General features: G+C 44.9%; 18 protein-coding genes. 13 read left to right on the top strand and 5 right to left on the bottom strand.

The features are described from left to right. The first annotated feature begins 44 nt into the window (after positions 1-44). The 6 genes from BSI_RS12895 to mntD all read left to right on the top strand — a co-directional run bounded on the left by BSI_RS12895 (position 45) and on the right by mntD (position 6,779). Positions 45-1,505 (top strand): o-succinylbenzoate--CoA ligase, encoded by a 1,461-nt coding sequence (locus BSI_RS12895; RefSeq protein WP_003238068.1) that lies wholly within the window; start codon positions 45-47, stop codon positions 1,503-1,505. Then, complete coding sequence (menC, locus tag BSI_RS12900) at positions 1,502-2,617, top strand: o-succinylbenzoate synthase (protein ID WP_003238066.1); 1,116 nt, start codon at positions 1,502-1,504, stop codon at positions 2,615-2,617. Before BSI_RS12895 ends, menC begins: the two co-directional genes overlap by 4 nt. A 280-nt stretch (positions 2,618-2,897) precedes the next feature. Then, positions 2,898-3,818 (top strand): manganese ABC transporter substrate-binding protein/adhesin MntA, encoded by a 921-nt coding sequence (gene mntA, locus BSI_RS12905; protein ID WP_003238064.1) that lies wholly within the window; start codon positions 2,898-2,900, stop codon positions 3,816-3,818. An 18-nt stretch (positions 3,819-3,836) separates the two neighbouring features. Beyond that, positions 3,837-4,589: a manganese ABC transporter ATP-binding protein MntB gene (gene mntB, locus BSI_RS12910; RefSeq protein ID WP_003238062.1), complete on the top strand. Its 753-nt coding sequence runs from the start codon at positions 3,837-3,839 to the stop codon at positions 4,587-4,589. 5 nt (positions 4,590-4,594) lie between these two features. Beyond that, positions 4,595-5,902 (top strand): manganese ABC transporter permease MntC, encoded by a 1,308-nt coding sequence (gene mntC / locus BSI_RS12915; RefSeq protein ID WP_003238060.1) that lies wholly within the window; start codon positions 4,595-4,597, stop codon positions 5,900-5,902. After that, positions 5,892-6,779 carry a manganese ABC transporter permease MntD gene (mntD, locus tag BSI_RS12920; RefSeq protein WP_032731946.1) on the top strand — a complete coding sequence of 296 codons (888 nt, stop codon included), beginning with the start codon at positions 5,892-5,894 and terminating at the stop codon, positions 6,777-6,779. Before mntC ends, mntD begins: the two co-directional genes overlap by 11 nt. An 18-nt stretch (positions 6,780-6,797) precedes the next feature. Here the strand turns inward: mntD and BSI_RS12925 are convergent, their stop codons facing one another. Genes BSI_RS12925 through BSI_RS12935 form a run of 3 tightly spaced genes read right to left on the bottom strand, consistent with a single transcriptional unit; the run spans position 6,798 to position 9,424 of the window. After that, complete coding sequence (locus tag BSI_RS12925) at positions 6,798-6,956, bottom strand: DUF1540 domain-containing protein (protein ID WP_003238057.1); 159 nt, start codon at positions 6,954-6,956, stop codon at positions 6,798-6,800. A gap of 53 nt (positions 6,957-7,009) precedes the next feature. Further along, the gene (locus BSI_RS12930; protein ID WP_003238056.1) at positions 7,010-8,050 is read right to left on the bottom strand and encodes a cytochrome d ubiquinol oxidase subunit II; all 1,041 of its coding nucleotides are present in this window, start codon (positions 8,048-8,050) and stop codon (positions 7,010-7,012) included. 42 nt (positions 8,051-8,092) lie between these two features. Next, a complete protein-coding gene (locus BSI_RS12935) occupies positions 8,093-9,424 on the bottom strand; it encodes a cytochrome ubiquinol oxidase subunit I (RefSeq protein ID WP_003238054.1) in 1,332 nt (443 codons plus the stop codon). Between the two features lie 205 nt (positions 9,425-9,629). Here BSI_RS12935 and BSI_RS12940 point away from each other — a divergent pair, with 205 nt between their 5' ends. Together BSI_RS12940 and BSI_RS12945 are read left to right on the top strand one after the other, a co-directional pair. Beyond that, entirely contained in the window at positions 9,630-9,878 is a 249-nt protein-coding gene (locus BSI_RS12940) for a type B 50S ribosomal protein L31 (RefSeq protein WP_003219346.1), read from the top strand. Positions 9,879-9,997: 119 nt separating this feature from the next. Then, positions 9,998-10,561, top strand: a complete 564-nt coding sequence (locus tag BSI_RS12945) for a beta-class carbonic anhydrase (protein WP_003238052.1) — start codon at positions 9,998-10,000, stop codon at positions 10,559-10,561. Here BSI_RS12945 and yidD read toward each other — a convergent pair. Beyond that, positions 10,558-10,785, bottom strand: coding sequence for a membrane protein insertion efficiency factor YidD (gene yidD, locus BSI_RS12950; protein ID WP_003238050.1), 228 nt, complete (start codon positions 10,783-10,785; stop codon positions 10,558-10,560). The genes BSI_RS12945 and yidD overlap by 4 nt on opposite strands. A gap of 127 nt (positions 10,786-10,912) precedes the next feature. On the opposite strand from yidD, the gene BSI_RS12955 reads away from it, so the two are divergent. Both BSI_RS12955 and BSI_RS12960 read left to right on the top strand, forming a co-directional pair. Further along, the gene (locus BSI_RS12955; RefSeq protein WP_003238048.1) at positions 10,913-11,386 is read left to right on the top strand and encodes an S-ribosylhomocysteine lyase; all 474 of its coding nucleotides are present in this window, start codon (positions 10,913-10,915) and stop codon (positions 11,384-11,386) included. A gap of 119 nt (positions 11,387-11,505) precedes the next feature. Continuing rightward, positions 11,506-11,943, top strand: a complete 438-nt coding sequence (locus BSI_RS12960; RefSeq protein ID WP_003238046.1) for a FixH family protein — start codon at positions 11,506-11,508, stop codon at positions 11,941-11,943. Here BSI_RS12960 and ytzI read toward each other — a convergent pair. Further along, on the bottom strand, positions 11,937-12,077 hold the full coding sequence (gene ytzI / locus BSI_RS12965) for a YtzI protein (protein WP_003238044.1): 141 nt from the start codon (positions 12,075-12,077) through the stop codon (positions 11,937-11,939). The two genes, BSI_RS12960 and ytzI, sit on opposite strands and share 7 nt — an antisense overlap. Positions 12,078-12,206: 129 nt before the next feature. On the opposite strand from ytzI, the gene BSI_RS12970 reads away from it, so the two are divergent. The 3 genes from BSI_RS12970 to ytkD all read left to right on the top strand — a co-directional run bounded on the left by BSI_RS12970 (position 12,207) and on the right by ytkD (position 13,903). Further along, on the top strand, positions 12,207-12,644 hold the full coding sequence (locus BSI_RS12970; RefSeq protein ID WP_003238042.1) for a Dps family protein: 438 nt from the start codon (positions 12,207-12,209) through the stop codon (positions 12,642-12,644). A gap of 166 nt (positions 12,645-12,810) precedes the next feature. After that, complete coding sequence (locus tag BSI_RS12975; RefSeq protein ID WP_003238040.1) at positions 12,811-13,215, top strand: phage holin family protein; 405 nt, start codon at positions 12,811-12,813, stop codon at positions 13,213-13,215. Between the two features lie 211 nt (positions 13,216-13,426). Then, positions 13,427-13,903, top strand: coding sequence for an RNA deprotection pyrophosphohydrolase (gene ytkD / locus BSI_RS12980; protein WP_003238038.1), 477 nt, complete (start codon positions 13,427-13,429; stop codon positions 13,901-13,903). The last annotated feature ends 5 nt before the right edge of the window (positions 13,904-13,908 follow it).

The raw sequence follows: 13,908 nt of genomic DNA, 5'->3' as shown, positions 1-13,908 counted from the left end.
CTGTTTTCTTTTCAATACAGACATTTTACCTCGGAGATGATGACATGCTGACTGAACAGCCCAACTGGCTCATGCAACGGGCACAGCTGACACCTGAGAGAATCGCTCTCATCTATGGAGACCAAACCGTGACATTTGCAGACTTGTTTGCTGCGTCTAAGCAAATGGCGGCGCAGCTTGCTGCTCATTCGGTTCGGAAAGGGGACACTGCGGCTATTTTGCTCCAAAACCGTACAGAAATGGTTTACGCCGTTCACGCTTGTTTTTTGCTCGGTGTTAAGGTGGTGCTTCTGAATACGAAGCTGTCAACACATGAAAGGCTGTTTCAGCTGGAGGATTCCGGCGCCCGCTTTTTACTGACAGATTCAAGCTTTGACAAGCAAGATTATGAGCACACCCTTCAAACTATTGATGTGGACGAACTTGCCCAAGTAGACGCAAAGGAAATTACGATCGAGGCTTATATGCAATTGGATGAGACGGCAACGTTGATGTATACGTCGGGTACGACAGGCAAGCCCAAGGGAGTTCAGCAATCGTTTGGAAACCATTATTTCAGTGCGGTGTCATCCGCGCTTAATTTGGGTATAACAGAACAAGACCGCTGGCTTATCGCATTGCCGCTCTTCCACATCAGCGGATTGTCCGCGTTATTTAAATCTGTGATCTACGGAATGACTGTCGTGCTTCACCAGCGCTTTTCCGTAAGCGATGTGCTGGATTCTATCACCAGGCATCAAGTGACAATGATATCTGCGGTGCAGACAATGCTGGCCAGTCTATTGGAAGAAACAAGCCGCTGCCCTGAAACCATCAGATGCATCCTGCTCGGCGGAGGCCCTGCACCGCTACCGTTGCTTGAGGAATGCCGTGAGAAAGGATTCCCTGTCTTTCAATCCTATGGAATGACAGAGACATGCTCACAAATCGTCACCCTGTCGCCGGAATTCAGTATGGAAAAGCTCGGATCTGCAGGGAAACCGCTGTTTTCATGCGAAATTAAAATAGAGCGGGACGGACAGGCATGTGAACCGTTTGAACACGGTGAAATCATGGTCAAAGGCCCGAATGTCATGAAAAGCTATTTTAACCGGGAGAGCGCAAACGAAGCTTCCTTTCAAAATGGCTGGCTGAAAACAGGTGATCTTGGGTATTTGGACAGCGACGGCTTTTTATATGTATTAGACAGACGTTCAGATCTGATCATATCAGGCGGAGAAAACATTTATCCGGCTGAAGTGGAGTCAGTGCTGCTTTCACACCCCGCTGTGGCCGAAGCCGGTGTTTCAGGTGCTGAGGACAAAAAATGGGGGAAGGTGCCCCACGCCTATCTTGTCCTTCACAAGCCTGTAAGCGCAGAAGAATTGACCGCCTACTGCAAAGAACGCTTGGCGAAATATAAAATTCCGGCAAAATTCTTTATACTGGACAGCCTGCCGCGCAATGCGTCTAATAAGCTCTTGCGAAATCAGCTGAAGGATGCGCGTAAAGGAGAACTGCTATGATCGAAATAGAGAAAATTACGCTTTACCATTTGAGTATGAATTTAAAGAAACCGTTCAAAAACAGTATTGAAACGCTTCAAGAGCGTAAATTTCTGATCGTGGAAGCCATTGATACATCCGGTGTCACAGGCTGGGGAGAAGTATCTGCGTTCTCTTCGCCTTGGTACACCGAAGAAACCATTGGAACATGTTTGCACATGCTAAAGGATTTCTTTATTCCCAATGTTGTCGGACGTGAATTTAAGCACCCTTCCGAAGTGCCGGACAGCCTGGCGCGCTTCAAAGGAAACCGGATGGCAAAAGCAGGACTTGAATCGGCTGTCTGGGATATCTATGCGAAAAAAAAGGGCATTTCCCTTGCCGAGGCATTGGGCGGGATAAGAGATAAAGTTCCTGCCGGGGTAGTTGTCGGCCTGGCACCTCTTGACGATATGCTGAAGGAAATCGAGAGCTATCAAAAAGAAGGATATCAAAGAATAAAAATTAAAATTCAGCCTGGGCAGGATGTGGAATTAGTCAAGGCCATCCGCAGCCGGTTCCCAAACATCCCGCTTATGGCCGATGCCAATTCCTCATACGAGCTGAAGGATATCAGCCGTTTAAAGGAGCTTGATGAGTACCATTTAATGATGATTGAGCAGCCTCTTCAAGCTGATGACATCGTTGATCACCGCCACTTGCAGAAACATTTGAAAACGGCCATTTGCCTTGATGAAAGCATTTGTTCGGCTGATGATGCGAGACGGGCGATTGAGCTCGGAAGCTGCAAAATCATTAATATTAAGCCTTCCCGTGTCGGCGGCTTAACAGAAGCCTTAAAAATTCATGATTTATGCAGAGAGCACCATATGCAGGTTTGGTGCGGCGGAATGCTGGAAACTGGCATTTCCAGAGCCCAGAACGTGGCGCTAGCTTCACTGCCGCAATTCACAATACCTGGTGATATTTCTTCATCCTCACGTTATTGGGATGAGGATATTGTGACCCCTGATATCCATATTGATAATGGATTTATTTCTGTGTCAAAACAGCCTGGTTTAGGGGTTGAGGTGAACCAGGACATTATGCGAAAATATGTGACCAAAATGGATGTTTTCACGCAACATGGATAAGAAAAAAGCATTTTGCCATTTTGAAAGAATGTCAGTGTGCTGTTATTGTAAAAGCGTTCGTTGAATACATCCCTTCTCGTTTGGACCGGCTGCTAACCCAGCCGGTTTTTTTGTGAAAATTGTCCTTGACAAAAGTGGGCAAACGCGATAATTTTGCACTAAGGAAACTTTTTGTCTTGTGTAAATAAAATATGCTTTTGGCTAATTTAATGTCACATGTCTAAGAAATGAAAACATAAGATAATATAATCGGACATTGATGGCAAAGAGGAGGGTAAAAATGAAACAGGGACTGATGGCAGCAGTGCTTTTGACCTGCTTTGCTCTAATGGGATGCGGAACAGATTCAGCCGGAAAAAGCGCTGATCAACAGTTGCAGGTAACGGCAACAACATCCCAAATTGCCGATGCAGCCGAAAACATTGGAGGAAAGCATGTAAAAGTCACCTCTTTAATGGGGCCGGGAGTCGATCCGCATCTTTACAAAGCTTCACAGGGTGACACGAAAAAACTAATGTCAGCCGATGTTGTTCTGTACAGCGGATTGCATTTGGAGGGAAAAATGGAGGACGTACTCCAAAAAATCGGCGAACAAAAACAAGCAGCGGCAGTCGCTGAGGCTATACCGAAAAACAAGCTCATTTCTGCAGGAGAAGGCAAGACGTTTGATCCGCATGTTTGGTTCAGCATTCCGTTATGGATCTATGCGGTGGATGAAATCGAAGCGCAATTCAGCAAAGCGATGCCTGAGCACGCGGATGATTTTAAGAAAAATGCCAAAGAGTACAAAGAAGATTTGCAATATTTAGATAAGTGGTCGCGCCAGGAGATCGAGAATATTCCGGAGAAAAGCCGTGTGCTTGTCACTGCTCACGATGCCTTTGCCTACTTTGGGAAAGAGTATGGATTTCAGGTGAAAGGCCTGCAGGGGCTCAGCACAGATTCGGATTACGGATTAAAGGATGTTCAGGAACTGGTCGATATCCTGACAGAAAAACAAATAAAAGCTGTTTTTGTAGAAAGCAGCGTATCTGAAAAATCAATCAATGCAGTGGCAGAAGGGGCTAAAGAAAAAGGCCATACAGTCACAATCGGCGGTCAGCTTTATTCGGATGCCATGGGTGAAAAGGGCACAAAAGAAGGCACTTACGAAGGAATGTTCCGCCACAATATCAACACGATTACCAAAGCGCTTAAATAAAGAAAAGAGGTGATGGATATGTTCCCTGTTGAGCTCGATAATGTAACGGTCGCTTATCATAAAAAGCCTGTTCTGCAGGAAATTTCACTGCAGGTGCCGGAAGGAAAACTGATTGGCATTATCGGTCCAAACGGCGCGGGAAAATCAACCTTGATCAAAACCATTCTCGGTCTTGTGCCCCGCGCTTCAGGAGACATCTCTATTTACGGCAAAGACTATAAGGATCAGCGGACAAGAATCGGATACGTTCCGCAGCGCGGCTCGGTTGACTGGGATTTTCCCACAAGCGCGCTCGATGTTGTGCTGATGGGGAGATACGGCCGCATCGGCTTATTAAAAAGGCCAAAAAAAACTGATGTGGAGATGGCGAAAGCCGCTTTAGAAAAAGTCGGGATGCTTGATTATGCGAAAAGGCAGATCAGCCAGCTGTCTGGCGGCCAGCAGCAGCGTGTGTTTCTTGCCCGGGCGCTCTGCCAGGACGCCGACATTTATTTTATGGATGAACCGTTTGCCGGCGTTGATGCAGCGACGGAGCGGGCGATTATGACGCTTTTGGCAGAACTCAAAGAAAAAGGAAAAACAGTGCTTGTCGTCCACCATGACCTGCAGACCGCCGAGGATTATTTCGATTGGATCCTACTGCTTCATCTAAGAAAAATCGCTTTCGGACCGGCGGAAAACGTTTTTACGATCGAAAACCTGCAAAAAACGTATGGAGGAAAGCTGACGTTTCTAAAAGATAAAGTGCTGGCAGAAGGACAGAAGGGGTGAGCGCATTGTTTGAAAGTTTGTGGCTGCAGCTCCAGCATCCAAATACACAGTGGGTGCTTGCGGGTACACTTTTGCTCGGGGCGGCAAGCGGTGTTTTGGGCAGTTTTGTGCTGCTGAGAAAGCAAAGTTTAATCGGTGATGCGATGGCTCATTCAGCTCTGCCGGGCGTGTGTCTCGCTTTTCTGTTCACCGGGCAAAAATCACTGCCCTTCTTTTTGCTGGGGGCAGCGCTTGCAGGTTTGCTTGGAACGTGGTGTATTCAGCTGATCCCGCGGCTTTCAAAAACAAAAGAGGACTCGGCGATCGGGATTGTTCTCTCTGTGTTTTTTGGCGTCGGAATCATACTGCTGACATATATTCAGCAGCAGGGGGCGGGAAGCCAAAGCGGGCTTGATTCTTTTTTATTCGGCCAGGCCGCTTCATTGATCAGAGAGGATATCATTCTGATTGCAGGAATATCCGCTGTTTTATTGCTTCTTTGTATTGTTTTCTTTAAGGAGTTTACATTGATTACTTTCGATCTCGCGTTTGCAAAGGGGTTGGGAATGCCGGTTCGTTTTTTAAACGGGCTTTTGGCTTGCCTTATCGTCTGTGCTGTCGTCATCGGGCTTCAGACAGTCGGTGTGATATTAATGGCGGCTATGCTGATTACGCCTGCCATAGCTGCAAGGTATTGGACCGAGCGGTTAACCGGAATGATGGTCATTGCCGGGGTCACAGGCGGTGTAAGCGGCGTGGTCGGAACCTTGCTGAGCACGACGATGAAGGGCATGGCGACAGGGCCGTTAATGATCTTATCAGCAACAATGATCTTTCTATTTTCAATGATTTGCGCGCCTAAGCGTGGATTGGCAGCAAAAGCAATAAGGCTGATAAGGCTGCGGCGGAAAACAAGCCGAGAGCAGGTGCTGCTGACGATTTATGAGCAGTATGAAAAGAAGGATCTTTATGTAACCGCTGAAGGTGTAAGAAAGAAAAGGCGGATATCCCCTGCATTATGTCTTAAGGTATTGAATGACTTGGAAAAAGAGAGGTGCATCGTGCGTATCGAAAACGGGGTTTGGCAAATGACACGCACTGGGATAGAAAAAGGCTACCACACAGCTTTGAAGCAGCGGATGTATGAAGTGTATCTCATGCATGAAATGGAACTTGCCAATATAGAGTTCGATCAGGACTACTTTGACCCGGATCGTTTGCCAGGAGAAACGAGAGAGCGGCTTTTTTCACTCTTAAAGCTGTATGGACGGATGCCTGAGCTTCGAAAGGCGCCCCCTGATGCCGAGAAGGGACAGATCGCAAATGAGTTTTGAAGCATGGATTATAGCTACTGGTGTACTAGTCGGTGTGAGCTGTGGGCTGATCGGCACATTCTTGGTGTTGAGAAGAATGGCAATGCTGGCCGACGCGATCAGCCATACTGTGTTGCTTGGCATCGTCGGTGCTTTTCTTGTGACAGGAAGTCTTGACGGGATTCCTATGTTTATCGGCGCGGCTGTATCTGGACTGTTAACGGCATTTTTGGTTCAGCTTCTCCACAGCAAGGGGGTTCAATCAGATGCCGCCATAGGCGTTGTTTTTACATCCTTATTTGCAGTCGGCGTCATTTTGCTATCTGTGTATGGAGCGAATGTCCATCTTGATATTGAGCACTCGTTAATGGGAGAAATCGCTTTTGTGCCGTGGAATACGATTACGGTATTCGGAGTTGACATCGGGCCGAAAGCGTTTTGGATGCTGGCATCTGTTCTGGTTTTAAATGTATTGTTGATCAGTGTGTGCTATAAGGAGTTCAAAATCGCTTCGTTTGATCCGCAAATGGCTTTAGCTCTGGGAATACCGGTTTTGCTGATTCATTATGTGCAAATGGGCATGCTGTCGCTGACGACCGTTGCTTCCTTTGATTCGGTGGGTGCTGTATTGGTTGTGGCCATGCTGATTGTCCCGCCTGCTGCAGCTCATTTGCTGACTGACCGGCTGCTTTATATGCTGATCCTCAGCGCGGTGATTGGAGGGCTTTCAGCGGTCATGGGCTATTTCTTCGCAACGTGGCTTAATGTTTCGATTTCCGGAGCGATGGCGGCCATGACAGGTGTATGTTATACAGGTGCCTTATTGTTTTCACCTGCAAACGGGGTCATGACAAAAAAACTGAGAACATTGAACATGCGAAAAGAAAGAGCTGGCTGAGGCAGCTCTTTCTTTTGATTACAAATCATGCGGCTTAAACGTTTTGCAGTCCGTTTCCCGGCTGTTTTCAGCCGTTTCACCAGTATGGCTGACAACATAAATGGCATCAGCGGTGCATTTGTTCCCTTTGTCCCAATAAGAACAGTTGTTGACTTCGCATAGAATTTTCTGCTCCATGCCATCCCCTCCTTATCAAGGTTCTGGCTTAGTATAGCCGGCGGGTTTGTCCTCTATTCCTCCTGACGGATATACCGCTTATCTCGCATAAACATTTTCCAGAAGAAAAAGAAGCCCGGAAAGAGGATGATAAATGCAACAATATACGTCGCAAACAGCGCTCTGAACGTTGCTGGTTCTGTGAAGCCCGACATAACTGTCACATCAGGATAAATCATATAAGGGAGATGCGCCCGCCCGTACGCGTAGCTTGCCAGAAAATACTGTATCGCAATCGCGACAAGTGCAAGCCGAGGCTTTCCGATGTTTTGGCCAAAGCTCTTGTTAGGCAGAAAAAGAGCAATTCCAGCAATGACAAATGTAATGAACGATGCAATAATCCAAGAGAAATCATTCATCATGCCGCTATACAGCCAGTTTGCCTCATTCCGCATTGTCAGCATAATGCATACAGCAAACAGGAGTGAAATAGGGCCGGTAATCAAGGCGCTTTTTCTGTAAGCGCGGTAGGCATCCTGTTCCTCCGCCACATTTGAAAAATCAGCAAGCAGCAGTGAGGATAAAAATAAAGTGCTTAAAATCGCAAACCCGATAAATGAATAGGCGTTCGGGCTTGAAAAGATTTTAGACATATTTAAGTTATAGATTCCGTCCGTTTTTTCTATAAACCCTCCGTGCGTCACAGGAAGCACCAAAATTAAAATAGCAGGGATGATAAAGCCGGAGATGCCGGAAATATATCTTAGCAATTTTCGTTCTTTCGCTGTGTTTGAAAAAACGAGAAACCCGCTTCGGATCGCTAAAAGCAGTAAAATCATGCTTCCGGGAATTAATAAAACGGTGCCGAGTACAAATGTCGCGCCGGGGAAAAAACTGAAAAGCGCCACGACGATGGCCACAATAAAGACGTTTGTGACCTCCCAAGTCGGGGACAGAAAGCGGTTCGCAATATCGGTGGCCTTCATGTGCTCCTTGTTTAAATAGATCATAGACCAAAATCCCGCTCCAAAATCCATTGTCGCCATGACGGCGTAAATAAACACAAAGCCCCAAATAATTGAGATGGCGATCAGAGCGTCAGTTGAAATGTCCATTTATCGATCTTCCTTCCATTTGGTTTCCTGTTTGCGGAGCCATTACGACTCCGCTGTATTTAAATCTTCGTCAACCGGGTGTTTGCGGAAATAGTACAGCAGCACGTAGACGACAGCAGCGCCCAACACGGCGTAAACGAATGTGAAAAATAAGAAGAGCACCCCGATCGAGCCAGTCGTCGTCACAACATCCGACGTTTTCAGGAGATGATAGATGACCCAAGGCTGCCTCCCCGTACAGGCGAAAATCCAGCCAAATTCAATGCCGATGATGCTAAAAGGGCCTGCCGTCATAAAAATGACCAAAAGCCACGTTGGGAAACGGTCTTTCTTTAGCACCTTTCTCCAGACCACACCGATAATGGAATAAAGGATGAGCAGCATTCCTACTCCGACCATCGCATTAAAAAGCGTGTGAATAAACAGCGGAGGCCATTCGTCTCTCGGAAATGCATTTAATCCTTTTACAACAGTGTCAAAGCGGTTAGCTGCCAAAAAACTTAAGGCCCATGGAATCTCGATAGCCCATTTTACTTTTTCTTCATTCGGGTCGGTAAAACCGCCGATAGCAAGAGGGGCGTGAGACCTTGTTTCAAACAAGCCTTCGGCACCGGCTAATTTTTCGGGCTGATATTCATAAAGCATCTGTGCAGATTCGTGTCCATTCAAAGCGGTCAGCAATGAAAAAATACCGCCGATCGTCAGTGCGAGCAAGAGGGCTTTCCGGTGAAAGCGATAGACCTTTTCCTTTTTTCTCGTCCGGATCATTTTATATGCAGCCACAGAAGCCACGATAAAAGCTCCCGTCATAAACGCGGATAAAACGACATGGCCGGCAGTGATAAAAAAGCTTGGGTTGAAGAACGCAGCCCACGGATCAACATCTGTAATTTTTCCGTTTGAAATTTTAAAACCGGCCGGCGTTCCTTCAAAGGCGTGAACATTCGTAATCAGAACAGCTGACGCTGCGGCGCCGACTAATACAAAGAAAACAGCAACAATCCTCATAGCCGGTGACAAACGGTCTGCGGCATATACATAAATCGACATGAAAAGGGCTTCAACAAAAAAAGCATAGATCTCAATTTGAAACGGCAGAGACATGACCCGGCCGATGACTTCCATAAATCCCGGCCATAAAAGCGCGAGCTGAGTGCCCGCAATCGTCCCGGTCGGTATGGCGACCCCCAGCAAAACGGCTTGCGCTTTCGTCCATCTTTTCGCCATGATCGCATAATGGTCATCTTTCGTTTTTTGATAGATCAATTCCGCCACTAAAATCATCAGCGGCAGACCGACTCCAAGCGTTGCAAAAATGATATGAAAGCCCATTGTCGTGCCAAAAAGGCTTCTAGCCAAAACTAAATCATCCACAATCGTAAACCACCTTTCTAAAAAGACGTTCTGTATGTATTTTGGGTTTATTATTTGCTTCCTCGGTTAGATTATTCTTCCTATTCTTAAATGCCGTGAGGTTTACGATGCGAAAACCTAGGGAAGGATGTAAGGAGATTGACAAAACGTTTGTGAGGATATAAAATAAAACGTAATTATTACGATTTGAAGAAAGGGGATAGACATGAAAGAAGGAATTCATCCAAAGAACCACAAAGTCATATTTCAGGATGTCAACAGCGGCTACCGTTTTCTCAGCACCTCTACTAAAACATCTAATGAAACAGCAGAGTGGGAAGACGGCAACACATATCCGGTCATTAAAGTAGAGGTCAGTTCTGACACGCATCCGTTTTATACAGGCCGCCAGAAATTCAATGAAAAAGGCGGACGAGTAGAGCAGTTCAAAAAACGCTATAATATGGGGAAATGAGGCAGACCTGAGGGTTTGTCTTTTTTTCTTGCTCAGTTTGATTTTTGATAAGATGACGAAAAGACAAATGCTGTGATATATTGAAGAGTAAAAAGACCAGAAAGGAATACAGCTAGCTTATGAGCCTACTAAATGATATTCTTGAATTTAACAAGACATTTACTGAACAAAAGGAGTACGAAAAGTTTCAAACATCAAAATTCCCAGATAAAAAAATGGCAATTCTTTCTTGCATGGACACTCGTTTGGTTGAATTGCTGCCGCATGCAATGAATATGCGAAACGGTGACGTGAAAATCATTAAAAGTGCTGGTGCGCTTGTGACACACCCATTCGGAAGCATCATGAGAAGTTTGCTCGTCGCAGTGTATGAACTGAACGCAGATGAGGTATGTGTGATCGGGCATCACGATTGCGGCATGAGCAAAATCAGCAGCGAAAGCATGCTTGATAGAATGAAAGAAAGAGGAATTCCTGAAGAACGCATTGAAACTTTAAAGTACTCCGGTGTTGACTTCGATCAATGGTTTAAAAGCTTTGATTCAGTGGAAGCTAGTGTAAAAGACAGCGTAGACGTTATAAAACATCATCCGCTGTTCCCGGAAAATGTTCCTGTCCATGGGTTAGTTATTGATCCTAAAACCGGAAAACTGGATCTTGTCGTAAACGGCTATAACGCTTAATGTTTTCGTTTCTTTTCAGGAACGGGATCGACTCCTCCCGGATGTAACGGGTGGCATTTCAAAATCCGTTTGATGGTCAGCCATCCGCCTTTTAGAGCACCATGCGTTTTAATCGCTTCGATTCCGTATTGGGAACAAGTCGGATAAAAACGGCATGTTGGCGGTGTCAGCGGCGAGATGAATTTTTGATATCCTCTGATCAGAGCGATAAATAGGGTTTTCATATTTCTTCAGCAACCTTTCTGATGCAAGTATAAGAAAAAAAACGCAGATTGAAAAGTTATTCGATAATTCTTATCGGAAAGGTATGTTATAATGAATGTACATTTTTAAAAAAGGGAGAGTGCCATTATGCCTTCAGTAGAAAGTTTTGAGCTTGATCATAATGCGGTTGTTGCTCCATACGTAAGACATTGCGGCGTGCATAAAGTAGGAACAGACGGCGTTGTTAATAAATTTGATATTCGTTTTTGCCAGCCGAATAAACAGGCGATGAAGCCTGACACCATTCACACACTTGAGCATTTGCTCGCGTTTACGATTCGTTCTCACGCTGAGAAATATGATCATTTTGATATCATCGATATTTCTCCAATGGGCTGCCAAACAGGCTATTATCTTGTTGTGAGCGGAGAGCCGACACCAGCGGAAATCGTTGATCTTCTTGAAGATACAATGAACGAAGCAGTAGAAATTACCGAAATTCCGGCTGCAAATGAAAAGCAGTGCGGCCAGGCGAAGCTTCATGATCTGGAAGGCGCTAAACGTTTAATGCGTTTCTGGCTGTCACAGGATAAAGAAGAATTGCTAAAAGTATTTGGCTAAACAGAAAGGGACCTTTTTGCACTTAAGCAAAAAGGTCTTTTTTGTGACGTCTTCTTTTTTATATATCATTTGCTGTAAGCGTTTGCTACTATTTAGGTAAACGATGAAAGGGTGATGGCATGAAAAAGATATTGGTTGTTCTGCTTTTTTCTGCTTTTTTGCTTAATGGATGCGGATCTGGCGAAAACAAAGCAAATACAGCTGAGACGCCCGAGGTATTGGATGTCAAGCTGACCGGACCTGAAAAAGTAAATCCCGGAGAAAATGCTGCTTATGAAGCAGCGGTATCATATGGAGACGAAGCGGTGACAGATGCCGATGAAGTGGAGTTTGAAGTATGGAAAGAAGGAGAAAAAGACGCCAGCCAAATGTATAAAGCGAAACAGGAAAAAGGCGTATATCGATTGGAAACAACGTTTAAGGAAGATGGTGTATACACTGTCCAATCCCATGTCACAGCAAAAAAACAGCATAGCATGCCGACCTTAAAAGTCCAAGTCGGAGACGCCGATGCTGCCAGCAATCAGACTGAAGACGAGCATTCACACAATCATTGACGTTTTGAATCAGAGCGAGTTTCTTGCGGAGGATCGATGGTGTGCTTTACATTATAGGCTTTCACAGTCGTCCAAATGGTGACAAGCAAAACAGCCAGCACAATCAAAATACTTACCGTAATGAGAAGCGTCATGACATTCCACCTCCGTTTTTTAACAATTGTAGCATAGCAGAAGAAATTGTGACACTTAAGGGTAAAAAAGAGGTTTTAACGTACGATATAAAGGGTATACATAGTCATATAACAAGGAGGAAGATAATCATGTCAGAACAATTGATTCAAGCAGTAAACAAACAAGTAGCCAACTGGACAGTCATGTATGTGAAACTACATAATTATCATTGGTATGTGAAAGGAAAAGATTTCTTCACTCTTCATGAAAAGTTTGAAGAGCTGTATAACGAAACGGCAACTTATATTGATGACTTAGCAGAACGTCTTTTGGCACTGAACGGAAAACCAATTGCGACAATGAAGGAATCCTTGGAAACAGCTTCTGTAAAAGAAGCGGAAGGAAATGAAACGGCTGAACAAATGGTTCAGAGCGTATATGATGATTTCACAGTCATCGCGGAAGAGCTGAAAAACGGAATGGATTTAGCTGATGAAGTCGGTGACGAAACAACAGGGGACATGCTTCTTGCGATCCATCAAAATATTGAAAAACATAACTGGATGCTGAAAGCTTACCTGGGATAAATCCAAAAAAGAAAGGCCGGATGTCTTATTAAAAGACGTCCGGCTTTTCTTTTGTATCCCAAAAAAATAGGCGACAACCAGTCCATTTTTCTGAAAAATCCAATCCGTTCGGCTTGTTTTCCATAGAATATCGTAAGGCCGTTTCTGTGAAAGGATGTTGGTATAAATGGATAGAGACTTTGGCATCTTTTCGTTTTTCGCAGTCAGCGTTTCAGCAGCGGGGTTTTTCTTCGGAGGTTTTCAATATTCATTCCTGATTTTGCTCTCTCTTATGGCCATTGAATTTATCAGTACGACCTTGAAGGAAACGATTATTCACAAGCTGGCGTTTAAAAAAGTATTTACCCGGCTTGTCAAAAAATTAGTCACGCTGGCTCTGATCTCTGTATGCCACTTTTTTGATCAGCTGCTGAATACACAGGGGTCAATACGTGACTTGGCTATTATGTTTTATATTCTTTATGAGTCTGTGCAAATTGTGGTGACAGCCAGCTCTCTCGGCATACCGGTTCCTCAGATGCTCGTCGATCTTTTAGAAACGTTAAAAAATAAATTCAAACGCAAACCGTAACTTTTAGCTGTTCACGGGTCATAATAAAGCCCAGAGCGCCAGTCGCACATTCTGGCAAAAGGCACGGCAAAAAACTGTACGAGCTGGTCTGCATGCTTTAGACCCTGATGGCGTGCTGGGTTTCCCTAATTTTTTGATAAAAGGCTTCCGAAGAAACATAACTGTGGTATGATGTATGGAAGATAGCTAGGAACGGATTTGAGGGATAAACATGTACGAGTTTAAAGATTATTATCAGAATACTGTTCAGCTTTCCTTTGACACTCAGCCTTTCTCGGACAGCCCGAAACATGTCTGGGTGATTTGCCGTTTTGGCGGCAAATGGCTTTTAACAGAACATGAGGACAGAGGCTATGAGTTTCCAGGCGGGAAAGTAGAGCCGATGGAGTGCGCAGAAGAGGCGGCGCTCCGGGAAGTAAAGGAAGAGACGGGTGCGAGAGTGAAAAGCCTCAAGTACCTCGGACAGTATAAAGTTCTCGGTAAAGAAAAAGTGATTGTAAAAAATATATATTTTGCAGATATAGAAAAGCTTGAAAAGCAAGCTGATTACTTTGAAACGAAAGGCCCGGTTCTGTTTCATGAGCTTCCGGAAAACCTTTCCCGCAATAAAAAATTCAGCTTTATTATGAAGGATTCCGTTCTTCCGATCAGTTTGAAAAAGCTGAAAGAAGCTGGATGGATCGAATGAAAAAC

The organism is Bacillus inaquosorum KCTC 13429 (assembly GCF_000332645.1).
In the GTDB taxonomy this organism is placed as follows: Bacteria; Bacillota; Bacilli; order Bacillales; family Bacillaceae; genus Bacillus; species Bacillus inaquosorum.
Note: the sequence above shows the minus strand (reverse complement) of the source record. Positions and strands in the feature narration are given on the sequence as shown.

Excerpts from the sequence above, each read along its gene's own strand:
- BSI_RS12895 (WP_003238068.1), top strand. The coding sequence starts at position 45 with ATGCTGACTGAACAGCCCAACTGGCTCATGCAACGGGCACAGCTGACA.
- menC (WP_003238066.1), top strand. The coding sequence starts at position 1,502 with ATGATCGAAATAGAGAAAATTACGCTTTACCATTTGAGTATGAATTTA.
- mntA (WP_003238064.1), top strand. The coding sequence starts at position 2,898 with ATGAAACAGGGACTGATGGCAGCAGTGCTTTTGACCTGCTTTGCTCTA.
- mntB (WP_003238062.1), top strand. The coding sequence starts at position 3,837 with ATGTTCCCTGTTGAGCTCGATAATGTAACGGTCGCTTATCATAAAAAG.
- mntD (WP_032731946.1), top strand. The coding sequence starts at position 5,892 with ATGAGTTTTGAAGCATGGATTATAGCTACTGGTGTACTAGTCGGTGTG.
- BSI_RS12925 (WP_003238057.1), bottom strand. The coding sequence starts at position 6,956 with ATGGAGCAGAAAATTCTATGCGAAGTCAACAACTGTTCTTATTGGGAC.
- BSI_RS12930 (WP_003238056.1), bottom strand. The coding sequence starts at position 8,050 with ATGGACATTTCAACTGACGCTCTGATCGCCATCTCAATTATTTGGGGC.
- BSI_RS12940 (WP_003219346.1), top strand. The coding sequence starts at position 9,630 with ATGAAAGAAGGAATTCATCCAAAGAACCACAAAGTCATATTTCAGGAT.
- BSI_RS12945 (WP_003238052.1), top strand. The coding sequence starts at position 9,998 with ATGAGCCTACTAAATGATATTCTTGAATTTAACAAGACATTTACTGAA.
- yidD (WP_003238050.1), bottom strand. The coding sequence starts at position 10,785 with ATGAAAACCCTATTTATCGCTCTGATCAGAGGATATCAAAAATTCATC.
- BSI_RS12955 (WP_003238048.1), top strand. The coding sequence starts at position 10,913 with ATGCCTTCAGTAGAAAGTTTTGAGCTTGATCATAATGCGGTTGTTGCT.
- BSI_RS12960 (WP_003238046.1), top strand. The coding sequence starts at position 11,506 with ATGAAAAAGATATTGGTTGTTCTGCTTTTTTCTGCTTTTTTGCTTAAT.
- ytzI (WP_003238044.1), bottom strand. The coding sequence starts at position 12,077 with ATGACGCTTCTCATTACGGTAAGTATTTTGATTGTGCTGGCTGTTTTG.
- BSI_RS12970 (WP_003238042.1), top strand. The coding sequence starts at position 12,207 with ATGTCAGAACAATTGATTCAAGCAGTAAACAAACAAGTAGCCAACTGG.
- BSI_RS12975 (WP_003238040.1), top strand. The coding sequence starts at position 12,811 with ATGGATAGAGACTTTGGCATCTTTTCGTTTTTCGCAGTCAGCGTTTCA.
- ytkD (WP_003238038.1), top strand. The coding sequence starts at position 13,427 with ATGTACGAGTTTAAAGATTATTATCAGAATACTGTTCAGCTTTCCTTT.